Source organism: Helicobacter pylori, assembly GCF_900120335.1.
Taxonomy (GTDB): domain Bacteria; phylum Campylobacterota; class Campylobacteria; order Campylobacterales; family Helicobacteraceae; genus Helicobacter; species Helicobacter pylori_BU.
Window position 1 is genome coordinate 218,902 of record NZ_LT635477.1, and the last position, 16,610, is coordinate 235,511.

Here is a 16,610-nt window from a genome sequence, read left to right on the forward strand (position 1 = left end):
AAAAGGTTTTATTGTAGCATGTAGGTTAGTAATTTTAAAGGGTAAAATAAAATGGAAAATCATTCGCATGCCGATACGAACGCTGATGACAAAAGCACCAAGATCGTTCGTTTGTTTGGTCTCATAGGGGGAGCGTTAATCGCGCTTATTATCTATTACGCTTTAGACGCTCAAATGCCTCATATTGTAGAAGAAATCCCCAAGCTCAGTTCTTTGAATTATAAGGCGATGCCTGTTGTGGCTGGGGTGGCTGTTTTAATGGGGATATGGTGGATGACTGAAGCCATTGACTTGCCCGCAACCGCACTTTTACCTTTGGTGCTTTTTAGCGTCTTTAGCGTGGATCAATTCTCTAGCGTTAGCGCTTCTTACGCATCGCCCATTATCTTTCTTTTTATGGGAGGGTTTATTTTAGCTTTAAGCATGCAAAAATGGAATTTGCACACGCGCATCGCTTTAAGCATTATTTTATTAGTAGGCACAAGCCCAAGGAGGTTGATTTTAGGTTTCATGATAGCCACAGGATTTCTGTCTATGTGGGTGAGCAATACCGCAACGGCGGTGATGATGTTTCCTGTTGGCATGAGCGTTTTGCAATTAGTCGCTAAACTTGTGGGTAAAGAAAACGCCTCTCATGCATTCTACAAAAAAGAAGAAATCACCAAAGCGCATGGGGGTATTATGGGCAATATCGTGCATAAGGGTAAGGACATCGCTCAAGTGATTCAAGAAAAGACCACCATTTATCGCACGAATTTCAGCATTTGCTTGATGCTTGGCATCGCTTATTCGGCTTCTATTGGCTCTTTAGGCACTCTGATTGGCACGCCCCCTAACGCTTTATTAGCCGGCTATATGAAAACCGCTTTCAATATTGAAATTGATTTCGCTCAGTGGATGGTGTTTGGGACGCCGTTAGCCTTTATCATGCTCATTTTATCGTGGCTCTTGCTCACTTATGTGATTTTCCCTTTAAAGATTAAAGAAATCCCAGGGGGTAAGGAAGTCGTTAGATTAGAGTTAAACAAACTAGGCCGTTTGAGTCAGGCGGAAATCTCGGTGGGCGTTATTTTTATCCTAGCGTCTTTAGGGTGGATTTTTTTAGATACGATTTTAAAATCTTGGGGCATTAAGATAGATAAGATTGATTCAGTGATCGCTATGGGGGTTTCTGCGCTTTTATTCATTTTGCCCGCTAACAATCAAGGCGATAGGCTCATTGATTGGGGTGTTGCTAAAAAACTCCCTTGGGATGTGTTGCTTTTATTTGGCGGTGGGTTAGCTTTGAGCGCGCAATTTTCTAAAACCGGGTTGAGCTTGTGGATCGGGCATTTGGTTTCTGGCTTTTCGCATTTACCGATTTTATTCATCATTGTCATGGTAACTTTAATGGTCATTTTCTTAACCGAAATCACTTCTAACACCGCCACCGCTGCGGCGTTTTTGCCGGTGATTGGGGGAGTGGCGATGGGCATGGGTTATGAAAACCACCAAAGCTTGTTATTGACCATTCCTGTAGCTTTGAGCACGACTTGCGCGTTCATGCTCCCTGTGGCCACCCCACCGAATGCGATAGCTTATGGCTCTGGGTATGTTAAAATAACGGATATGATTAAAGCCGGCTTGTGGCTTAATTTAGTGGGCGTTGTTTTGATTAGCGCGTTTAGCTATTTTTTAGTTTCGCTGATATTTAATTGATTAAGGAAAAAAGTGAAAGAAGAGTTATTTAAAGAAAAGTCTCGTTACATTACAGGGGTTGTTTTAATCGTTGTGGCGGGCTTGATTTTGTATGCGGACAATTTGTTGTTGTTTTGGGCTGTTTTGGGGGGATTTATGCGGTAGGGTTTTTTGAAGCGTTAAGGTTGTTCCAGGTCAAAGCGAGCTTTAGCTTGTATCTCATTTTAGTGTTGTCATGGGTAGCGGCGTATTTTAACGGGCATCCTGTAGAATGCGCTCTTATTAGCGCCATGGTCATGGCTAGCGTCATCGCTTATCAAAAAGCGCACCACAGCGAAGCCATTTTACCCTTTTTGTATCCGGGCGTTGGGTTTTTTGCGCTTTTTGGGATTTATAAGGATTTTGGCGCAGTGGCGATCATCTGGCTTTTAGTGGTGGTGGTCGCAAGCGATGTGGGGGCGTTTTTTGGAGGCAAGCTTTTAGGCAAAACCCCTTTCACAGCCACTTCGCCGAATAAAACCTTAGAGGGCGCGTTGATTGGCGTTGTTTTGGCGAGCGTTTTTGGATCGTTTGTGGGCATGGGGAAATTGAGCGGAGGCTTTCTTATGGCGCTTTTATTCAGTTTCTTAATCGCGCTTATGGCGGTATTTGGGGATTTGTATGAAAGCTATTTGAAAAGAAAAGTCGGGATCAAGGATAGCGGTAAGATTTTACCCGGGCATGGGGGCGTTTTAGACCGATTGGATTCCATGCTTTTTGGGGCTTTAAGCTTGCATGCGTTGTTGTATTTTTTGGAAATTTGGAAAGAGACGGCGGTGTTTTTAGGGGATTGAATGGTTGTTTTAGGAAGCACCGGCTCTATTGGGAAAAACGCCCTTAAAATCGCAAAAAAATTTGGCGTAGAAATAGAAGCCTTAAGCTGTGGGAAAAATATCGCTTTAATCAATGAGCAAATCCAAATTTTCAAACCCAAGAAAGTGGCGATCTTAGATCCTAGCGATTTGAATAATTTAGAGCCTTTGGGTGCGGAAGTGTTTGTAGGGCTAGACGGCATTGATGCGATGATAGAGGAGTGCGTTTCCAATTTAGTCCTTAACGCCATTGTGGGCGTAGCCGGATTGAAAGCGAGCTTTAAAAGCTTACAAAGGAACAAAAAACTAGCCCTAGCGAATAAAGAAAGTTTAGTGAGCGCGGGGCATTTGTTAGACATTTCCAAAATCACGCCCATTGATAGCGAGCATTTTGGTTTGTGGGCGTTGTTGCAAAACAAGACTTTAAAGCCTAAATCCTTAATCATTAGCGCGAGTGGGGGGGCTTTTAGGGACACGCCCTTAGATCTTATCGCTATTCAAAACGCGCAAAGCGCGCTCAAGCACCCTAATTGGAGCATGGGGGATAAAATCACCATTGATTCAGCGAGCATGGTCAATAAGCTTTTTGAAATTTTAGAAACTTATTGGCTTTTTGGCGCGTCTTTAAAGATTGACGCGCTGATTGAAAGAAGTTCTATCGTGCATGCTTTGGTGGAATTTGAAGACAACTCTGTCATCGCGCATTTAGCGAGCGCGGACATGAAACTACCCATAAGCTACGCCATTAACCCTAAACTAGCTTCTTTGAACGCTTCCATTAAACCCTTAGATTTATACGCTTTAAGCGCGATTAAATTCGAACCCATTAGCATGGAGCGCTACACTTTGTGGCGTTATAAAGATTTGTTGTTAGAAAACCCAAAGCTTGGCGTGGTGCTGAATGCGAGTAATGAAGTGGCGATGGAGAAGTTTTTAAATCAAGAAATCGCCTTTGGAGGCTTTATCCAAATCATTTCTCAAGCTTTAGAATTGTATGCTAAAAAATCTTTCAAGCTCTCTACTTTAGATGAAGTGCTAGCGTTAGATAAAGAAGTTAGGGAGCGTTTTGGAAGTGTGGCGAGAGTGTAGTATAATAAGGTTTTGCTTGCGGTAGCGTTTTATATTTTTAAATTGGGAGTTTTTATGGGGTTAAAAAATAAAATCAAGGGTTTTGTTAAAGAGAGAATGCCTTTTATAATGAGGTGCGTTCGTGGTTTTAAGGGGGCAAAAAACGCCCATGAAAGTGCTCATGATAGGGACGCTCATTGTGGAATCAATCATGAAATTAAGGAAATGTTAGAGGCTAAAAAACTTCATTCTCTTCAAGAAAAAGCTTTATTCAACCATGATTATCAAGAAAGCGTGTTTTTAGCTATCGCTTCTTTAAATAATGAAAGTTTCATTGAATACAATAAGAGTATTTATAAAAATAGTTCTCTTAATTATAATTATGGGGGGGGGGGCATTTAGAAGATAGGGTTATCCATCCCACTTTAACTTTACCCAATCCCACGCATTCGGGTTATTTTGACTATGATAAAAGAAGTCAAAACCCTAAAAGCCCTTTAAACCCATGGGCTTTTATCAGGGTCAAAAACGAAATCGTTACTTTAGAAGAGAGTTTGTTTTCTATGCTTCCTGCCGTTCAAAGGGGGGTCATTGGTTTTAATGATTGCGATGATGGCTCTAAAGAAGTGGTTTTAGAGTTTTGTAAAAAGTTCCCCTCATTCATCCCTATTAGCTATCCTTATGAAGTCATTCTAAAGGATTGCCCGAGTTTGTGGCACCAACTTTATCACTATTATAATTATACGCTTTCTTTTATCCCTAAAAATGAATGGGTAGTAAAAATTGATTGCGATCATATCTATGACGCTAAAAAGCTTTATGAAAGTTTTTATATCCCTAAGAGCATTAAAGAGGTTGTGATGTATTCGCGCATTAATTTTGTGGTGCGAGATTTTGAAGTGTTTGTTCGTAATGATGGGGATTTTGGGTTTTTAGACGCATGGGGGGATCATTGGTTATTGTATAACGATTGCGAGCCTTTTGAAATTTGGCGCTACAATGATGAAAGTTATGAAGTCCTAAAGCTTAAAGATAAACACCACATTAAAGATAAGGAAATGGTGCAATGGCACTTCCCTTTAGCTAAAAAGAGGCGAAACGCTATCGTTTATGACGATTTGATCCCTTTAAAAGAATTTAAAAAACGCCATGCCGATTTGATAGGCACAAGGATTGAAGAAAGCATGTTAGATGAAAAGAGGATTTTAGAGGTATATCAAAAATTCCGCTTGCCTTAAATCAATCATCGTTTTTGCTTCCATGCTCTATTTGTAGGTTCATTGAATTAAACCTACAAACAAGCAGTTTATTTCCTTACAAACTGTTTGTATAAAAATTCCTTTCTCCCTATGGCGATGATATGGTTGCGCATTTTGTCATGCAAATCGCCTAAGAAAAAAGGGGCTTTTAATTCCAGTTTAGGAATGTCTAGGGCATACACTTGAATTAAGTAATGGTGATCACCATTAGGGGGCATGGGGCCGATATAGACGCTATTGTTGAGATTGGAGCGTTGTTTTTCGCTTTCATTAAGAGGGGAACGGATAAAGCCTTGAGTGAGCGAATTGACCCCTTGAACAATCCTTTTATCCATCATGGAAGCGTTTTCTTCTAAGACATTGTAAGAAATATTGCCCACGACCCAATGGACAAACGGCATGCCGCACACTTTTTGCGCGTCATGATCTATTAATTCTAAAGCGTAGCTTTTAGCGCCTTCCACTTTTTGCCATGAGATTTTAGGCGAATAAGTGGGTAAGCCGTTTGAATTGAGAAACGCTTTAGGAGCGTTACCGCCAAATTTAGCGTCCAAATACCCTTGCGAATCGGTTTGAATCATCACTTCAAAAGTTTTCATTTTAAGACCTTTTTCTTTGAAATCGTTTTGTGTTTTCTTATTGTAGCATGATCATAAAAATACATCTTACTTTGGAGCATGATATTAGAATAATCATTTTTAATGATTAAATAGTTATTTATTTTTACTAGTTACCATTGAACGCATGGAAAGTAAAATAAATCGTTTGAGTGCCAAAATAGACGCACTATTGGAACAGCAAAAAAGAGTGATTTCTTTACTAGAAACTTATTTGAGCGTTTATCCCGCCCAAGAGGCTTCAAATAAGTTTTTTAAAGGCGTTAGTCAAGGGATGGAGTTAGCCCCAGAAATCGCGCAAGAAGATGAAGAAAAACGCCTTTATGTGTTGCAATATTTAAGCCATGTGGATATTACTAAAAACAAGCAAGACTCCCAGCTCAAAAAAGATTGTTTGGAATTTATCCAAAGGTTTAATGTCCCAAAGCCCATTATCGTTACCGCTCTTTATAATCTTAAGGGCATTAAGCCCACGAAAAAAGAAGTCGCGAAACAATTGCAAAAACTCTATGTGTGGGAGAAGCGTTACCAACAAGGGGGGATAGACGCTTTGAAAGACAGGCGTGGGAGACCCCTTAAAAAACCTTAAGCGACAATAGCGTTTCTCAAAATGTTTTTTAAAATTCATCTTATTTTTAAGTTAAAATTAAGAAAATATCTTGTATTTAATCATAATTTAGACCTAGATAAGAAATCTATGTAAAATTTTTAAGGAGAACACTCATTTGTTACAACGAATTTATTTAGACAATAACGCTACAACTAGGATTGACCCTAAAGTCAAAGAGATCATGGATCCTTTTTTAAGGGATCATTACGGGAATCCTAGCTCGTTACACCAGTTTGGTACAGAAACCCATCCGGCCATTGCAGAAGCGCTAGATAAGCTTTATAAGGGCATTAACGCTAGGGATATAGATGATGTGATCATCACTTCTTGCGCGACAGAAAGCAATAATTGGGTTTTAAAGGGCGTGTATTTTGATGAATGCTTGAAAAAAGGCAAAAACCATATTGTAACCACGGTTGCAGAGCATCCGGCGGTGCGATCCACTTGCAATTTTTTAGAAAGCTTGGGGGTGGAGGTTACTTACTTGCCCATTAATGAGCATGGGAGCATCACCGCAGAGCAAGTCAAAGAAGCGATCACAGAAAAAACCGCTCTAGTGAGCGTGATGTGGGCGAATAATGAAACCGGTCTCATTTTCCCTATTGAAGAAATTGGGGCTATTTGTAAAGAAAAGGGCGTGTTGTTCCATACCGATGCCGTGCAAGCGATTGGTAAAATCCCTGTAGATGTGTTGAAAGCGAATGTGGATTTCCTTTCTTTTAGCGCGCACAAATTCCATGGGCCTAAAGGCATTGGGGGGTTGTATATTAGAAGTGGGGTGGGATTGACCCCTCTTTTTCATGGCGGGGAGCATATGAATGGCAGGCGCAGCGGGACTTTGAATGTGCCTTATATCGTGGGCATGGGCGAAGCGATGAAATTAGCCGTAGAGCATTTAGATTATGAAAAAGAAGTGGTAGGGAAATTGCGCGACAAATTAGAAGAAGCGCTTTTGAAAATCCCTGATGTGATGGTGGTGGGCGATAGAGTTCATCGTGTGCCTAACACGACTTTAATCAGCGTGAGAGGGATTGAAGGAGAGGCCATGCTGTGGGATTTGAATCGCTCTAATATCGCCGCTTCCACAGGGAGCGCGTGCGCGAGTGAGGATTTAGAGGCTAATCCTGTAATGGTAGCGATTGGAGCGAGTAAGGAATTGGCTCATACCGCTATCAGGCTTTCATTGAGCCGTTTTAACACGGAAGCTGAAATTGACAAAACGATTGAAGTTTTCTCTCAAGCGGCTGTAAGATTGAGAAACATTTCAAGCTCTTATTAAAAAGAACATAAAGGAATCAAAATGGCAAAACATGATTTAGTGGGATCGGCTCTTTGGGACGCGTATTCTAAAGAAGTTCAAAGGCGCATGGATAACCCTACGCATTTAGGGGTCATCACAGAAGAGCAGGCTAAAGCCAAAAACGCTAAGCTCATTGTGGCGGATTACGGTGCAGAAGCATGCGGAGATGCGGTGAGGTTGTATTGGCTTGTAGATGAAAGCACGGATACGATTATTGACGCGAAGTTTAAAAGCTTTGGTTGCGGGACAGCGATCGCAAGCTCAGACATGATGGTAGAATTGTGTTTGAATAAAAGAGTCCAAGATGCGGTAAAAATCACGAATTTAGATGTGGAAAGAGGCTTAAGAGACGACCCAGACACGCCGGCGGTGCCTGGGCAAAAAATGCACTGCTCCGTGATGGCGTATGACGTGATCAAAAAAGCTGCCGGCATGTATTTAGGGAAAAACGCTGAAGATTTTGAAGAAGAAATCATCGTGTGCGAGTGCGCTAGGGTGAGTTTAGGCACGATTAAGGAAGTGATTAGGCTTAATGATTTAAAAAGCGTTGAAGAAATCACTAATTACACCAAAGCCGGTGCGTTTTGTAAAAGCTGCGTGAGACCGGGAGGGCATGAAAAAAGGGATTATTACCTGGTGGATATTCTTAAAGAAGTGCGCGAAGAAATGGAAGCTGAAAAACTTAAAGCCACCGCTAACAAATCCCAAAATGGGGAATTGGCTTTCAGGGAAATGACTATGGTTCAAAAGATTAAAGCGGTGGATAAAGTCATTGATGAAAATATCCGCGCTATGCTTATGATGGACGGAGGGGATTTAGAGATTTTAGACATTAAAGAAAGCGATGATTACATTGATGTGTATATCCGCTACATGGGGGCATGCGATGGGTGCATGAGCGCGACTACCGGGACATTATTTGCCATTGAAAACGCTTTGCAGGAATTATTGGATCGCAGTATCAGGGTGTTACCGATTTGATTTGTTCTTTTTAGGGGGTGAAAGCCTTTTTGAGCGAGCGCTAATAAACTTAAAATGAGGAACGATTAGCGCTTGCAACATTATTCATTATACGCTACTTTTATGCTAACATGCTATTTTGAAGCGATTTGCGATGATGATTGAAGGAACTTGATGGAAAAGACAGAAAACACAGATGAAACTCGCTTAAGGGGAACTAAAAATAAACTAGGACGCAAACCAAAAGCAGACGCTAATAAAAAAACTCGCGCGGTAAGCTTGTATTTTTCTGATGAGCAATACCAAAAACTAGAGAAAATGGCTAACGAAGAAGAAGAAAGCGTGGGATCTTATATCAAACGCTATATTTTGAAGGCTTTAAGAAAAATAGAACAAGGTGGTGCTTTATAGCTTTTAACTTGTTTTTAGTTTAACTCCACGAGTTCCACTATAAAGCAAAATGATTAAAAACCCCATTTTTATCTGGTCTTTAGCTGTGTGATTTTAAAAAAGAGTGGTATTTTGGCTAAAAAAACTTCTTTATTTGAGTGTCAGCATTGTGGTTTTACAAGCCCTAAGTGGCTAGGAAAGTGCGTTCAGTGCAACGCATGGGAGAGTTTTGTAGAATTGAACCAAACCCAAAAGGAAGTTTTACATGCGCTTAAAAAACCGCTCCCACAAGCGCAAAAAAGCGTTTCTATCGCTGAAATTGAGCATGAAGAAGTCATTAAGTTTTCTTCCACTCAAAGCGAGTTGGATATTGTTTTAGGTGGGGGGATCGCTAAAGGGGGGCTGTATTTAGTGGGGGGGAGTCCTGGGGTGGGGAAATCCACTCTGCTTTTAAAAGTGGCTTCTGGCTTAGCCAAAAACCAGCAAAAGGTTTTGTATGTGAGCGGGGAAGAGAGCTTGAGCCAGATTAAAATGCGCGCCACTAGATTAGATTGCATAGAAAAAGAATTGTATCTGCTCAATGAAATCAATTGGCCTGTGATTAAGGCTAATATGGAGAGCGAAAATTATTTTGCTTGCGTGATTGATTCCATCCAAACGCTTTATTCGCCAGAGATTTCTTCAGCGCCCGGCTCTATTTCGCAAGTGCGAGAGATCACTTTTGAGCTCATGCGTTTGGCGAAAACAAGAGATATTGCTATTTTTATCATCGGCCATATCACTAAAGAAGGGAGCATCGCAGGGCCTAGAGTGCTAGAGCATATGGTGGATAGCGTGCTGTATTTTGAAGGCGATCCCAGTAGGGAATTAAGGATTTTAAGGAGTTTTAAAAACCGCTTTGGCCCTACGAGTGAAATCGGCTTGTTTGAAATGAAAGAGCAGGGTTTGGTGAGCGCCAAAGAAGCTTCAAGCTTGTTTTTTTCTAAAGAAGAGCCTATGGAAGGGAGCGCGATTACCATCACTTTAGAAGGCTCAAGGGCGTTGATTTTAGAGATTCAGGCGTTGGTGAGCGAGTGCAGTTTTGGAGCGCCCAAACGATTAGCGAACGGGTTTGACACTAACCGCCTTAACATGCTTATTGCTTTATTGGAAAAAAAGCTAGAAATCCCCTTAAACCGCCATGATGTGTTCATTAATGTGAGCGGAGGCATTAAGATTAGCGAGCCGGCTTGCGATTTAGCGGTCATTGCCAGTATCCTTTCAAGCTTTAAAAACAGAAAAATTGACAATAAAACGGCGTTTTTGGGCGAAGTGAGTTTGAATGGCAGGATTTTAGAAGCCCCTAATTTGAACGCTAGATTGAAAGAAATGGAAAATTACGGCTTTTTAAAAGCCATTTTGCCCAAAAAACCCAGTCAAAAAACCTCTATCAAATGCTATGAAGCCAATGTGGTGGGTAAGATTGTTGAGTGGATGTGATTGGAACTTTTGTTACCTAATAAAACAAAGCCTTATTAAAATTTAAACTCAATTTAAAGAACAATTATCATCTTTTTTAGTTATAATGGCGGACACCATTAAAATTAAAACAAAGGTTATTTAATGAAGGTATTATCTTACTTGAAAATTTTTTATCTTTTTCTACTAATAGGAGCGATCATGCAAGCGAATGAAAACATGGGGGCTAAACACCCTAAAACCGATGAAAGAGTGATTTACTTGGCTGGGGGGTGCTTTTGGGGGCTAGAGGCGTATATGGAGAGGATTTATGGCGTTATAGACGCAAGCTCTGGTTACGCTAATGGCAAGACTTCAAGCACGAATTATGAAAAGTTGCATGAGAGCGATCATGCTGAAAGCGTGAAAGTGATCTATGATCCTAAAAAGATCAGTTTGGACAAGTTGCTGCGCTATTATTTTAAGGTGATTGATCCGGTGAGCGTGAACAAGCAGGGTAATGATGTGGGCAGGCAGTATCGCACAGGGATTTATTATGTCAATAGCACGGATAAAGAAGTGATAGACAACGCCTTAAAAGCGTTACAAAAAGAAGTGAAAGGCAAGATCGCCATTGAGGTAGAGCCGTTAAAAAATTATGTGAGGGCTGAAGAGTATCACCAGGATTATTTGAAAAAACACCCCGGTGGTTATTGTCATATTGATTTGAAAAAGGCGGATGAAGTGATTGTGGATGACGATAAATACACCAAACCAAGCGATGAAGTTTTAAAGAAAAAACTCACCAAACTCCAGTATGAGGTGACTCAAAACAAACACACTGAGAAACCTTTTGAAAATGAGTATTACAACAAAGACGAAGAGGGCATTTATGTGGATATTACCACCGGCGAGCCATTATTTTCTTCAGCGGATAAATACGACTCCGGTTGCGGGTGGCCAAGCTTTTCTAAGCCTATCAATAAAGATGTGGTGAAATACGAAGACGATGAGAGCCTTAACAGGAAACGTATTGAAGTGTTGAGTCGCATTGGTAAGGCGCATTTAGGGCATGTGTTTAACGATGGGCCTAAAGAATTGGGAGGCTTAAGGTATTGTATCAATAGCGCGGCTTTAAGGTTTATCCCTTTAAAAGACATGGAAAAAGAGGGTTATGGCGAGTTTATCCCTTATATCAAAAAGGGTGAATTGAAAAAATACATCCAAGATAAAAAAACGCATTAAGGGGTGATGACTAAGCCCCCTAATGGGGGGTTAAAATGAGGGGGGGGTTAAGCGTTTGGGTTATCCTAAGGACCGCTAAAAACCACTAGAAACCGCCTTAAGTGATTTATTTTTAATACCCTTACTTTAAAAACACTCTCTTTTAAGCTTTATGGCTTTGTTCTTAAAATATCAATAACTAAAGCTTTTTAACTTTTTTAAAAAATGGGATTTTGGTTGCTTTGTTTTCATTGTTTTATGGTAAAAACTTATTTCCTTAATGAGAATAGGGGGGTATTTTGAAATCATTCTCTCTATAATCTCCTTAACCCCCTAAGAACGCATTACAAGAAACTATCGCTTGTTAAAATCAAGCTCTTTGCTATTTGATCTTTAAAAAAAATGCTTTTGATTTATTTTTAAATTTTTAACCCATAATGAGCTTGTGTAAGGTCGCTAAAATGCTTAAAGCATAAATGAGGAGCAATAAGATTTTATGCACCTTTTCATTAGCCAAAGCAATGAGCTTAATGCCAATGCCCACCCCTAAAAACGCTCCAACACCGGTGATCACCCCGGCTTGAACGCTTATATCATCAAGAACCTTCCCATTATAAAGAGAAATAACCCCAGATAAAGAAGCGAATACCACAAAAAATAGCCCCAAAGGCACGATTTTTTTAGAATCGTATTTCAAAAAATAGCCTAAAAACGGCACCATTAAAATCCCCCCACCCATGCCTAGCGGGATAGAAAAGATGCCAGTAACAAAACCGGCGAGCATCAAAACCCCATGCGTTCTATCCATAGACACAAAAGGGATTGCGCGCTTTTTTTCGGGCGTTTTGCTATTCGCATGCAAATCAAAATGCATTTCTTCAAAATGCTCTGGTTTCTTGTTGCTAGAAAAAGCGTATTTGATAAAGGTGTAGCACACCACCACCACAAACACGCTCATTAAAATTTTATCGTTAATGATTTTTAAGATAAAGCTCCCTAAAATCGCCCCCATTAGCCCTCCAAGCGCAGCAAAGGAGCCTTCTTTCAAATCCAATAAGCCCTTTTTGTAATTGATGATAGAGCCGACCACTGAAGAAAAAAGCATTTGCATGAGCGAAATACCCACCGCATGGCTATAACTAAAATGGGCAAAAATCGCACTAGGGACGACAATCTCCCCCCCACCAATGCCAAAAAACCCAGCAGTAATGCCGGTGAATAGCCCCACAAGAGCTAAAATAAACGCTGTTGATTCTTCCATGAAAAACTCCCTAAATTCTAAATTATTACTTTATCAAAAAAGAGTGATAATCTTTAAAAAATTTTCTTTAATGGTTACAAAAATAGGGTTTTGATTACTTTAATTTTATCGCTTGGGAGCGGTTGCAAGAAATTATCTAGGCTCTTTACTGCTTAATTTTAAAAATGCCTTTGAGCGTTTTTTAAACAAGCCCCCTTTTTTAAAGAGGGTTTTTAGTAAGCAAACACATAATTGAGGAAAAGGCTATACATCCTTCTGTATTCTAGTTTCGCGCCCATGAAAGAATAGTAGTTGGTGTTGATTGTGGGGATTTTAAAACCTAGTTCAATGCCATGCTGAGCGGCATGATCGCTGTCTTTTTTCTTAGGCCTAGCGAGGTTCATTCTCAAGCCTAAATCAAACAAAAATTGGAAATTAGAAGTGCTGACATTAGCGTTATAAATGCCATTCATCATGGTCAAATTCACTTGTTGGGAATTAAGCCACGAAGTCCCAGCTAACGCAAAGCCACCAAAAAGCCCCACGGAAAGCTTGTTGTTCTTGCCTAAGAAATTGGTGTTTTTATCGTTGATGAAGTTATAAAGTGCATCCATACCCACTCCATAAGTCCACACGTCAGAAGCCGAGTTGAAAAAGCTAGATTTAATGAACGCATGGTTGTAATCAAAGAAACCATAATACCTTAACCCCCAATTCCTTTTTTTGCCAAAGAATTGCTTATAACCCGCTTGCACGCCGATCCCATTCATCGCCCCGTTATTGGTTTGAGAACTGATCATGCCAAAGCGCCTGAAAGGGTTTTTGCCTAATTCTTGCACGGTGGTTTGGAGTTGGCTGTATTTGTCTGCATTTAAAGAATAAGTGAGCAAACCTTCTGGGGAATTAGGGTTTTGAGTGGAGTGCGTCATGTTTTGAAGAGATTTAGCGTTAGGCAAATTAGAAATACCGCTATTGATTGCTGTAGAATCTTTCCCTAAAGTGTTAAGGGCTTCTTTAAAATTCAAAATGGTTTGAGATAAAGCCCTATCCTGATTGACCTGGTTGCCATAATAAGCGGTGTGTTGCTCCAAAGAGTTTAAAGTTTCTTTCACAAACGCGCAACCTGAACCATAAGTGTTGTCGTTAATCACGCCAGCTGATCCTGCGGTGCATTCTTCTAGATCTTGTTGGATAGGCCCTTGAATGCTATGGAAATTGTCCGCAACTTGCTTAGCTAAATTTAAAATCTCTGCTTGAGCGTTAGCTCTATTGAGCATTTCTTGAGCGAACCCTTTGTCTTTAGAAGTGTAGGGGTTGAAATTGTCTGGTTGCGTGATTTGGGTATTTTCATTAGCGTTGAGCTGTTTGGTTTTTTCTAAAACGGCTTGAGCGTTTTTGATCATCTCGTTAATAGCGTTAAAAGAAGGGCCAAAAATATCCATCACATTCCCGGTCTTGCCGCCAAAACCCCATGCCCCACCGCCACCATTCACATGCGGGTTTTGGGTGGTAAGGACATTGATGATAGTAGCGGCTTGCTGTAAAAGGTTTTCAGCGTCATTGACGCTGCTAATCTTTAGCTGGATTGGGAGTGGAGTCCCGCCTGAATAATAATTGCCATTCCCATCGGGGTAAGTGTATTCTGTTGTAGGGTTTCTTGTGAAAGTCTGATTGATATTGACTACCATATTTTTAGAGCCGTTCAAGGCAGGCATTCCGCCCCCTTGGTTTTGGTTTAAAGCGGTTTGAATGGTTTGATAAGCGGTATTGAGAACCTGGTATTCACTGCTAGATAGAATACCATTGGGCCCTACATTACTAGCCCCATTACAAGTGGTGGTGGTCGTTCCGCTACCGGTGTTGTAGCTGTAGTTTGGCGTGTTGTCAAACGATCGAACGCCCCCATTTTCTAAATGTTCTGGGCCAAGATTGGGGCCAGGGCCGCAGCTGATCCCAAAGGCTATGACTTGCCACATGCCCACAGCGGCGTTGAGCGCTAAAGCCACAGCTTGATAGGCGGGGGAAGTGGTGGTAGCGCTAGTGAGGTTGATCGCGCTTGAGCTTAAATTGTCAATCGCGCTTGTGATCGCACTGGGTGTGCTGGCTAGATTGACTAAGGAGTTAAGGTAATTGTATTGGTTTAAAAGGTTGCTCAAGTTATCGTATCTGTCCGCAAGATTTTGTAGTGCTCCCGTGTTTTTCACTTGTTGAACCGCTTCACCGATCTGATAGCCCACGCTCATGTAAAATCCGTCGTCTTCAGCCCTTGATAATGAAGCCATGAGAGAAAGAGAGAGTAAGAGGGATTTTTTGGTTTTCATGTTTTCTCCTTTTATTAGATTTTTGTTGGTTTCACATTCCCATGATAGTCATAGTTTATGAAATTTCGCCATTTTACCATAAAATGCTTATTCTTAACTTAAAATTTATATTTTGAAAAAAAAAAAAAACAATTTTAAGTATTTTTTACAATAAAATATCATAGATCTTGATTTAAGAAAAGGGATTTTATCCGGTTTGAAATTGGTTTTTAAATCTTTGGTTACAATCAAGCCATTCTAATGAGAAAGAAAAGCATGTTGGAAAAGATACAAAAAGAATGGTTGAGCAACATTCAAAAAGATTTGCTGTCTGGTTTTGTGGTGGGGCTTTCTGTGATCCCAGAGACGGCCGGTTTTGCGATCATGGTGGGTTTAGATGTGGGCGTGGCGTTTTATACGACCTTTTATATGGCTTTTGTGTTGTCTCTTTTTGGGGCTAGAAAGGCGATGATTAGCGCAGCGGCCGGCTCAGTGGCGCTCATTTTGGTGGGCGTGGTTAAAAACTATGGGCTTGAATACGCGGGCGTGGCGACTCTTATGGCAGGAATGTTGCAAATTCTTTTAGGCTATTTGAAAATAGGGAATCTTTTGAGGTTTATCCCCCAATCGGTGATGTATGGCTTTGTGAACGCGCTAGGCATTTTGCTTTTAACAGAGCAATTCAAATTCCTTGAAAACCAAAATTTAGGGGTGTTTGTCTTGCTCGCTATTGGGATATTGATTATTTACCTCTTCCCTTTAATCACTAAAAAAATCCCCTCTAATCTGATTTGTATCCTTGCAGTGAGCGCGATCGCTTTAATTTTTGATACGCATGCGCCGAATTTGGGGAGCATTGAGCAAGGGGTTTCAGGCTTTCATTTCATCATTATCCCCAAAAATTTGGATTTTAAAATGGTGGCAGGATTGTTGCCTTACGCTCTTTCTTTAGCGCTAGTAGGCACGATAGAAAGCTTATTGACGGCTAAAACTTTAGATGTTATTTTAAAAGACGGCGTGAGCGATAAAAATAAAGAAACTAAAGCGCAAGGCTTGGGGAATATCATTTCAGGGCTTTTGGGGGGAATGACAGGTTGCGCTTTAGTGGGGCAGTCTATCATTAACGCAAAATCCGGGGCTAAAACAAGGCTTTCTACTTTTTTTGCTGGCTTTTCTTTAATGGTGCTAATATTAGTGTTTAATGAATACGTGGTTAAGATCCCCATCGTGGCGGTGGTGGCGGTGATGGTGATGATTTCTTTCACCACTTTTAATTTCCAATCCGTTATTAATGTTAAAACAATCAAGCTCTATGACACGCTGAACATGCTTTTAGTCGTGGCGGTGGTTTTATACACGCATAATTTAGCGATAGGGGTTGTGGTGGGGGTTTTAGTCAATGCGTTATGGATCAAATCTAAAGGGATTGCATGAAGTTTTATTTTAAAAAGTTGGGTAGCTAGAGATATGGCTCCAGATGTAGGATTCGAACCTACGACCAAGCGGTTAACAGCCGCCTACTCTACCGCTGAGCTAATCTGGAATTTCGCTCAAAAACAAAAAGAAATTTTAGTGTGTTTTTTGTAAAAAGTCAAGTAAAATGATGCCATTATTCATTTGAGAGCCAAAAAGTTGGCTTTGTTCTCATTAATTTAGTCAATGAGAACCGATTTAATA

At 40.6% G+C, this 16,610-nt stretch carries 14 protein-coding genes, 1 tRNA gene and 1 pseudogene; 12 read left to right on the forward strand and 4 right to left on the reverse strand.

Annotated features, from left to right (window positions below; all coding sequences use genetic code 11):
* The first annotated feature begins 51 nt into the window (after nt 1–51).
* The 5 genes and pseudogenes from CS889_RS01105 (at nt 52) to CS889_RS01125 (ending at nt 4,834) form a co-directional block, all read left to right on the forward strand.
* Nucleotides 52–1,698 (forward strand): SLC13 family permease, encoded by a 1,647-nt coding sequence (locus CS889_RS01105; RefSeq protein ID WP_089086575.1) that lies wholly within the window; start codon nt 52–54, stop codon nt 1,696–1,698.
* Between the two features lie 12 nt (nt 1,699–1,710).
* A pseudogene (locus tag CS889_RS01110) lies at nt 1,711–2,510 on the forward strand (phosphatidate cytidylyltransferase).
* Nucleotides 2,511–3,617, forward strand: a complete 1,107-nt coding sequence (dxr, locus tag CS889_RS01115) for a 1-deoxy-D-xylulose-5-phosphate reductoisomerase (RefSeq protein ID WP_089086577.1) — start codon at nt 2,511–2,513, stop codon at nt 3,615–3,617. It begins immediately after the preceding pseudogene.
* Nucleotides 3,618–3,671: 54 nt separating this feature from the next.
* A complete protein-coding gene (locus CS889_RS01120) occupies nt 3,672–3,998 on the forward strand; it encodes a beta-1,4-N-acetylgalactosaminyltransferase (RefSeq protein WP_099169077.1) in 327 nt (108 codons plus the stop codon).
* 11 nt (nt 3,999–4,009) lie between these two features.
* On the forward strand, nt 4,010–4,834 hold the full coding sequence (locus CS889_RS01125) for a beta-1,4-N-acetylgalactosamyltransferase (protein WP_099169079.1): 825 nt from the start codon (nt 4,010–4,012) through the stop codon (nt 4,832–4,834).
* A gap of 68 nt (nt 4,835–4,902) precedes the next feature.
* On the opposite strand, the gene CS889_RS01130 is transcribed toward CS889_RS01125, so the two are convergent.
* Nucleotides 4,903–5,454, reverse strand: a complete 552-nt coding sequence (locus CS889_RS01130; protein WP_001881985.1) for a YbhB/YbcL family Raf kinase inhibitor-like protein — start codon at nt 5,452–5,454, stop codon at nt 4,903–4,905.
* Nucleotides 5,455–5,599: 145 nt separating this feature from the next.
* Between CS889_RS01130 and CS889_RS01135 the strand changes: the two genes are divergently transcribed.
* The 6 genes from CS889_RS01135 to msrB all read left to right on the forward strand — a co-directional run bounded on the left by CS889_RS01135 (nt 5,600) and on the right by msrB (nt 11,414).
* On the forward strand, nt 5,600–6,061 hold the full coding sequence (locus CS889_RS01135; protein ID WP_000444097.1) for a helix-turn-helix domain-containing protein: 462 nt from the start codon (nt 5,600–5,602) through the stop codon (nt 6,059–6,061).
* A gap of 136 nt (nt 6,062–6,197) precedes the next feature.
* Nucleotides 6,198–7,361 carry a NifS family cysteine desulfurase gene (locus CS889_RS01140; RefSeq protein WP_025449095.1) on the forward strand — a complete coding sequence of 388 codons (1,164 nt, stop codon included), beginning with the start codon at nt 6,198–6,200 and terminating at the stop codon, nt 7,359–7,361.
* Nucleotides 7,362–7,382: 21 nt separating this feature from the next.
* Nucleotides 7,383–8,363, forward strand: a complete 981-nt coding sequence (locus CS889_RS01145) for an iron-sulfur cluster assembly scaffold protein NifU (protein WP_001051955.1) — start codon at nt 7,383–7,385, stop codon at nt 8,361–8,363.
* Between the two features lie 153 nt (nt 8,364–8,516).
* Complete coding sequence (locus CS889_RS01150; RefSeq protein ID WP_089086579.1) at nt 8,517–8,753, forward strand: ribbon-helix-helix domain-containing protein; 237 nt, start codon at nt 8,517–8,519, stop codon at nt 8,751–8,753.
* Between the two features lie 111 nt (nt 8,754–8,864).
* Complete coding sequence (gene radA, locus CS889_RS01155) at nt 8,865–10,211, forward strand: DNA repair protein RadA (protein WP_172825087.1); 1,347 nt, start codon at nt 8,865–8,867, stop codon at nt 10,209–10,211.
* 123 nt (nt 10,212–10,334) lie between these two features.
* A complete protein-coding gene (msrB, locus tag CS889_RS01160) occupies nt 10,335–11,414 on the forward strand; it encodes a peptide-methionine (R)-S-oxide reductase MsrB (protein ID WP_089086581.1) in 1,080 nt (359 codons plus the stop codon).
* A gap of 406 nt (nt 11,415–11,820) precedes the next feature.
* Here msrB and CS889_RS01165 read toward each other — a convergent pair whose 3' ends face one another.
* The gene (locus tag CS889_RS01165) at nt 11,821–12,654 is read right to left on the reverse strand and encodes a sulfite exporter TauE/SafE family protein (RefSeq protein WP_001954619.1); all 834 of its coding nucleotides are present in this window, start codon (nt 12,652–12,654) and stop codon (nt 11,821–11,823) included.
* Nucleotides 12,655–12,866: 212 nt separating this feature from the next.
* Nucleotides 12,867–14,954, reverse strand: coding sequence for an outer membrane protein (locus CS889_RS01170; protein ID WP_089086582.1), 2,088 nt, complete (start codon nt 14,952–14,954; stop codon nt 12,867–12,869).
* A 255-nt stretch (nt 14,955–15,209) separates the two neighbouring features.
* Between CS889_RS01170 and CS889_RS01175 the strand changes: the two genes are divergently transcribed.
* Nucleotides 15,210–16,367, forward strand: a complete 1,158-nt coding sequence (locus CS889_RS01175) for a SulP family inorganic anion transporter (protein ID WP_172825088.1) — start codon at nt 15,210–15,212, stop codon at nt 16,365–16,367.
* A gap of 34 nt (nt 16,368–16,401) precedes the next feature.
* Here CS889_RS01175 and CS889_RS01180 read toward each other — a convergent pair.
* Nucleotides 16,402–16,476, reverse strand: a tRNA-Asn gene (locus tag CS889_RS01180).
* Between the last annotated feature and the right edge of the window lie 134 nt (nt 16,477–16,610).

Excerpts from the sequence above, each read along its gene's own strand:
- msrB (WP_089086581.1), top strand. The coding sequence starts at position 10,335 with ATGAAGGTATTATCTTACTTGAAAATTTTTTATCTTTTTCTACTAATA.
- CS889_RS01120 (WP_099169077.1), top strand. The coding sequence starts at position 3,672 with ATGGGGTTAAAAAATAAAATCAAGGGTTTTGTTAAAGAGAGAATGCCT.
- CS889_RS01145 (WP_001051955.1), top strand. The coding sequence starts at position 7,383 with ATGGCAAAACATGATTTAGTGGGATCGGCTCTTTGGGACGCGTATTCT.
- CS889_RS01150 (WP_089086579.1), top strand. The coding sequence starts at position 8,517 with ATGGAAAAGACAGAAAACACAGATGAAACTCGCTTAAGGGGAACTAAA.
- CS889_RS01175 (WP_172825088.1), top strand. The coding sequence starts at position 15,210 with ATGTTGGAAAAGATACAAAAAGAATGGTTGAGCAACATTCAAAAAGAT.
- CS889_RS01165 (WP_001954619.1), bottom strand. The coding sequence starts at position 12,654 with ATGGAAGAATCAACAGCGTTTATTTTAGCTCTTGTGGGGCTATTCACC.
- CS889_RS01130 (WP_001881985.1), bottom strand. The coding sequence starts at position 5,454 with ATGAAAACTTTTGAAGTGATGATTCAAACCGATTCGCAAGGGTATTTG.
- CS889_RS01105 (WP_089086575.1), top strand. The coding sequence starts at position 52 with ATGGAAAATCATTCGCATGCCGATACGAACGCTGATGACAAAAGCACC.
- CS889_RS01170 (WP_089086582.1), bottom strand. The coding sequence starts at position 14,954 with ATGAAAACCAAAAAATCCCTCTTACTCTCTCTTTCTCTCATGGCTTCA.
- CS889_RS01135 (WP_000444097.1), top strand. The coding sequence starts at position 5,600 with ATGGAAAGTAAAATAAATCGTTTGAGTGCCAAAATAGACGCACTATTG.
- dxr (WP_089086577.1), top strand. The coding sequence starts at position 2,511 with ATGGTTGTTTTAGGAAGCACCGGCTCTATTGGGAAAAACGCCCTTAAA.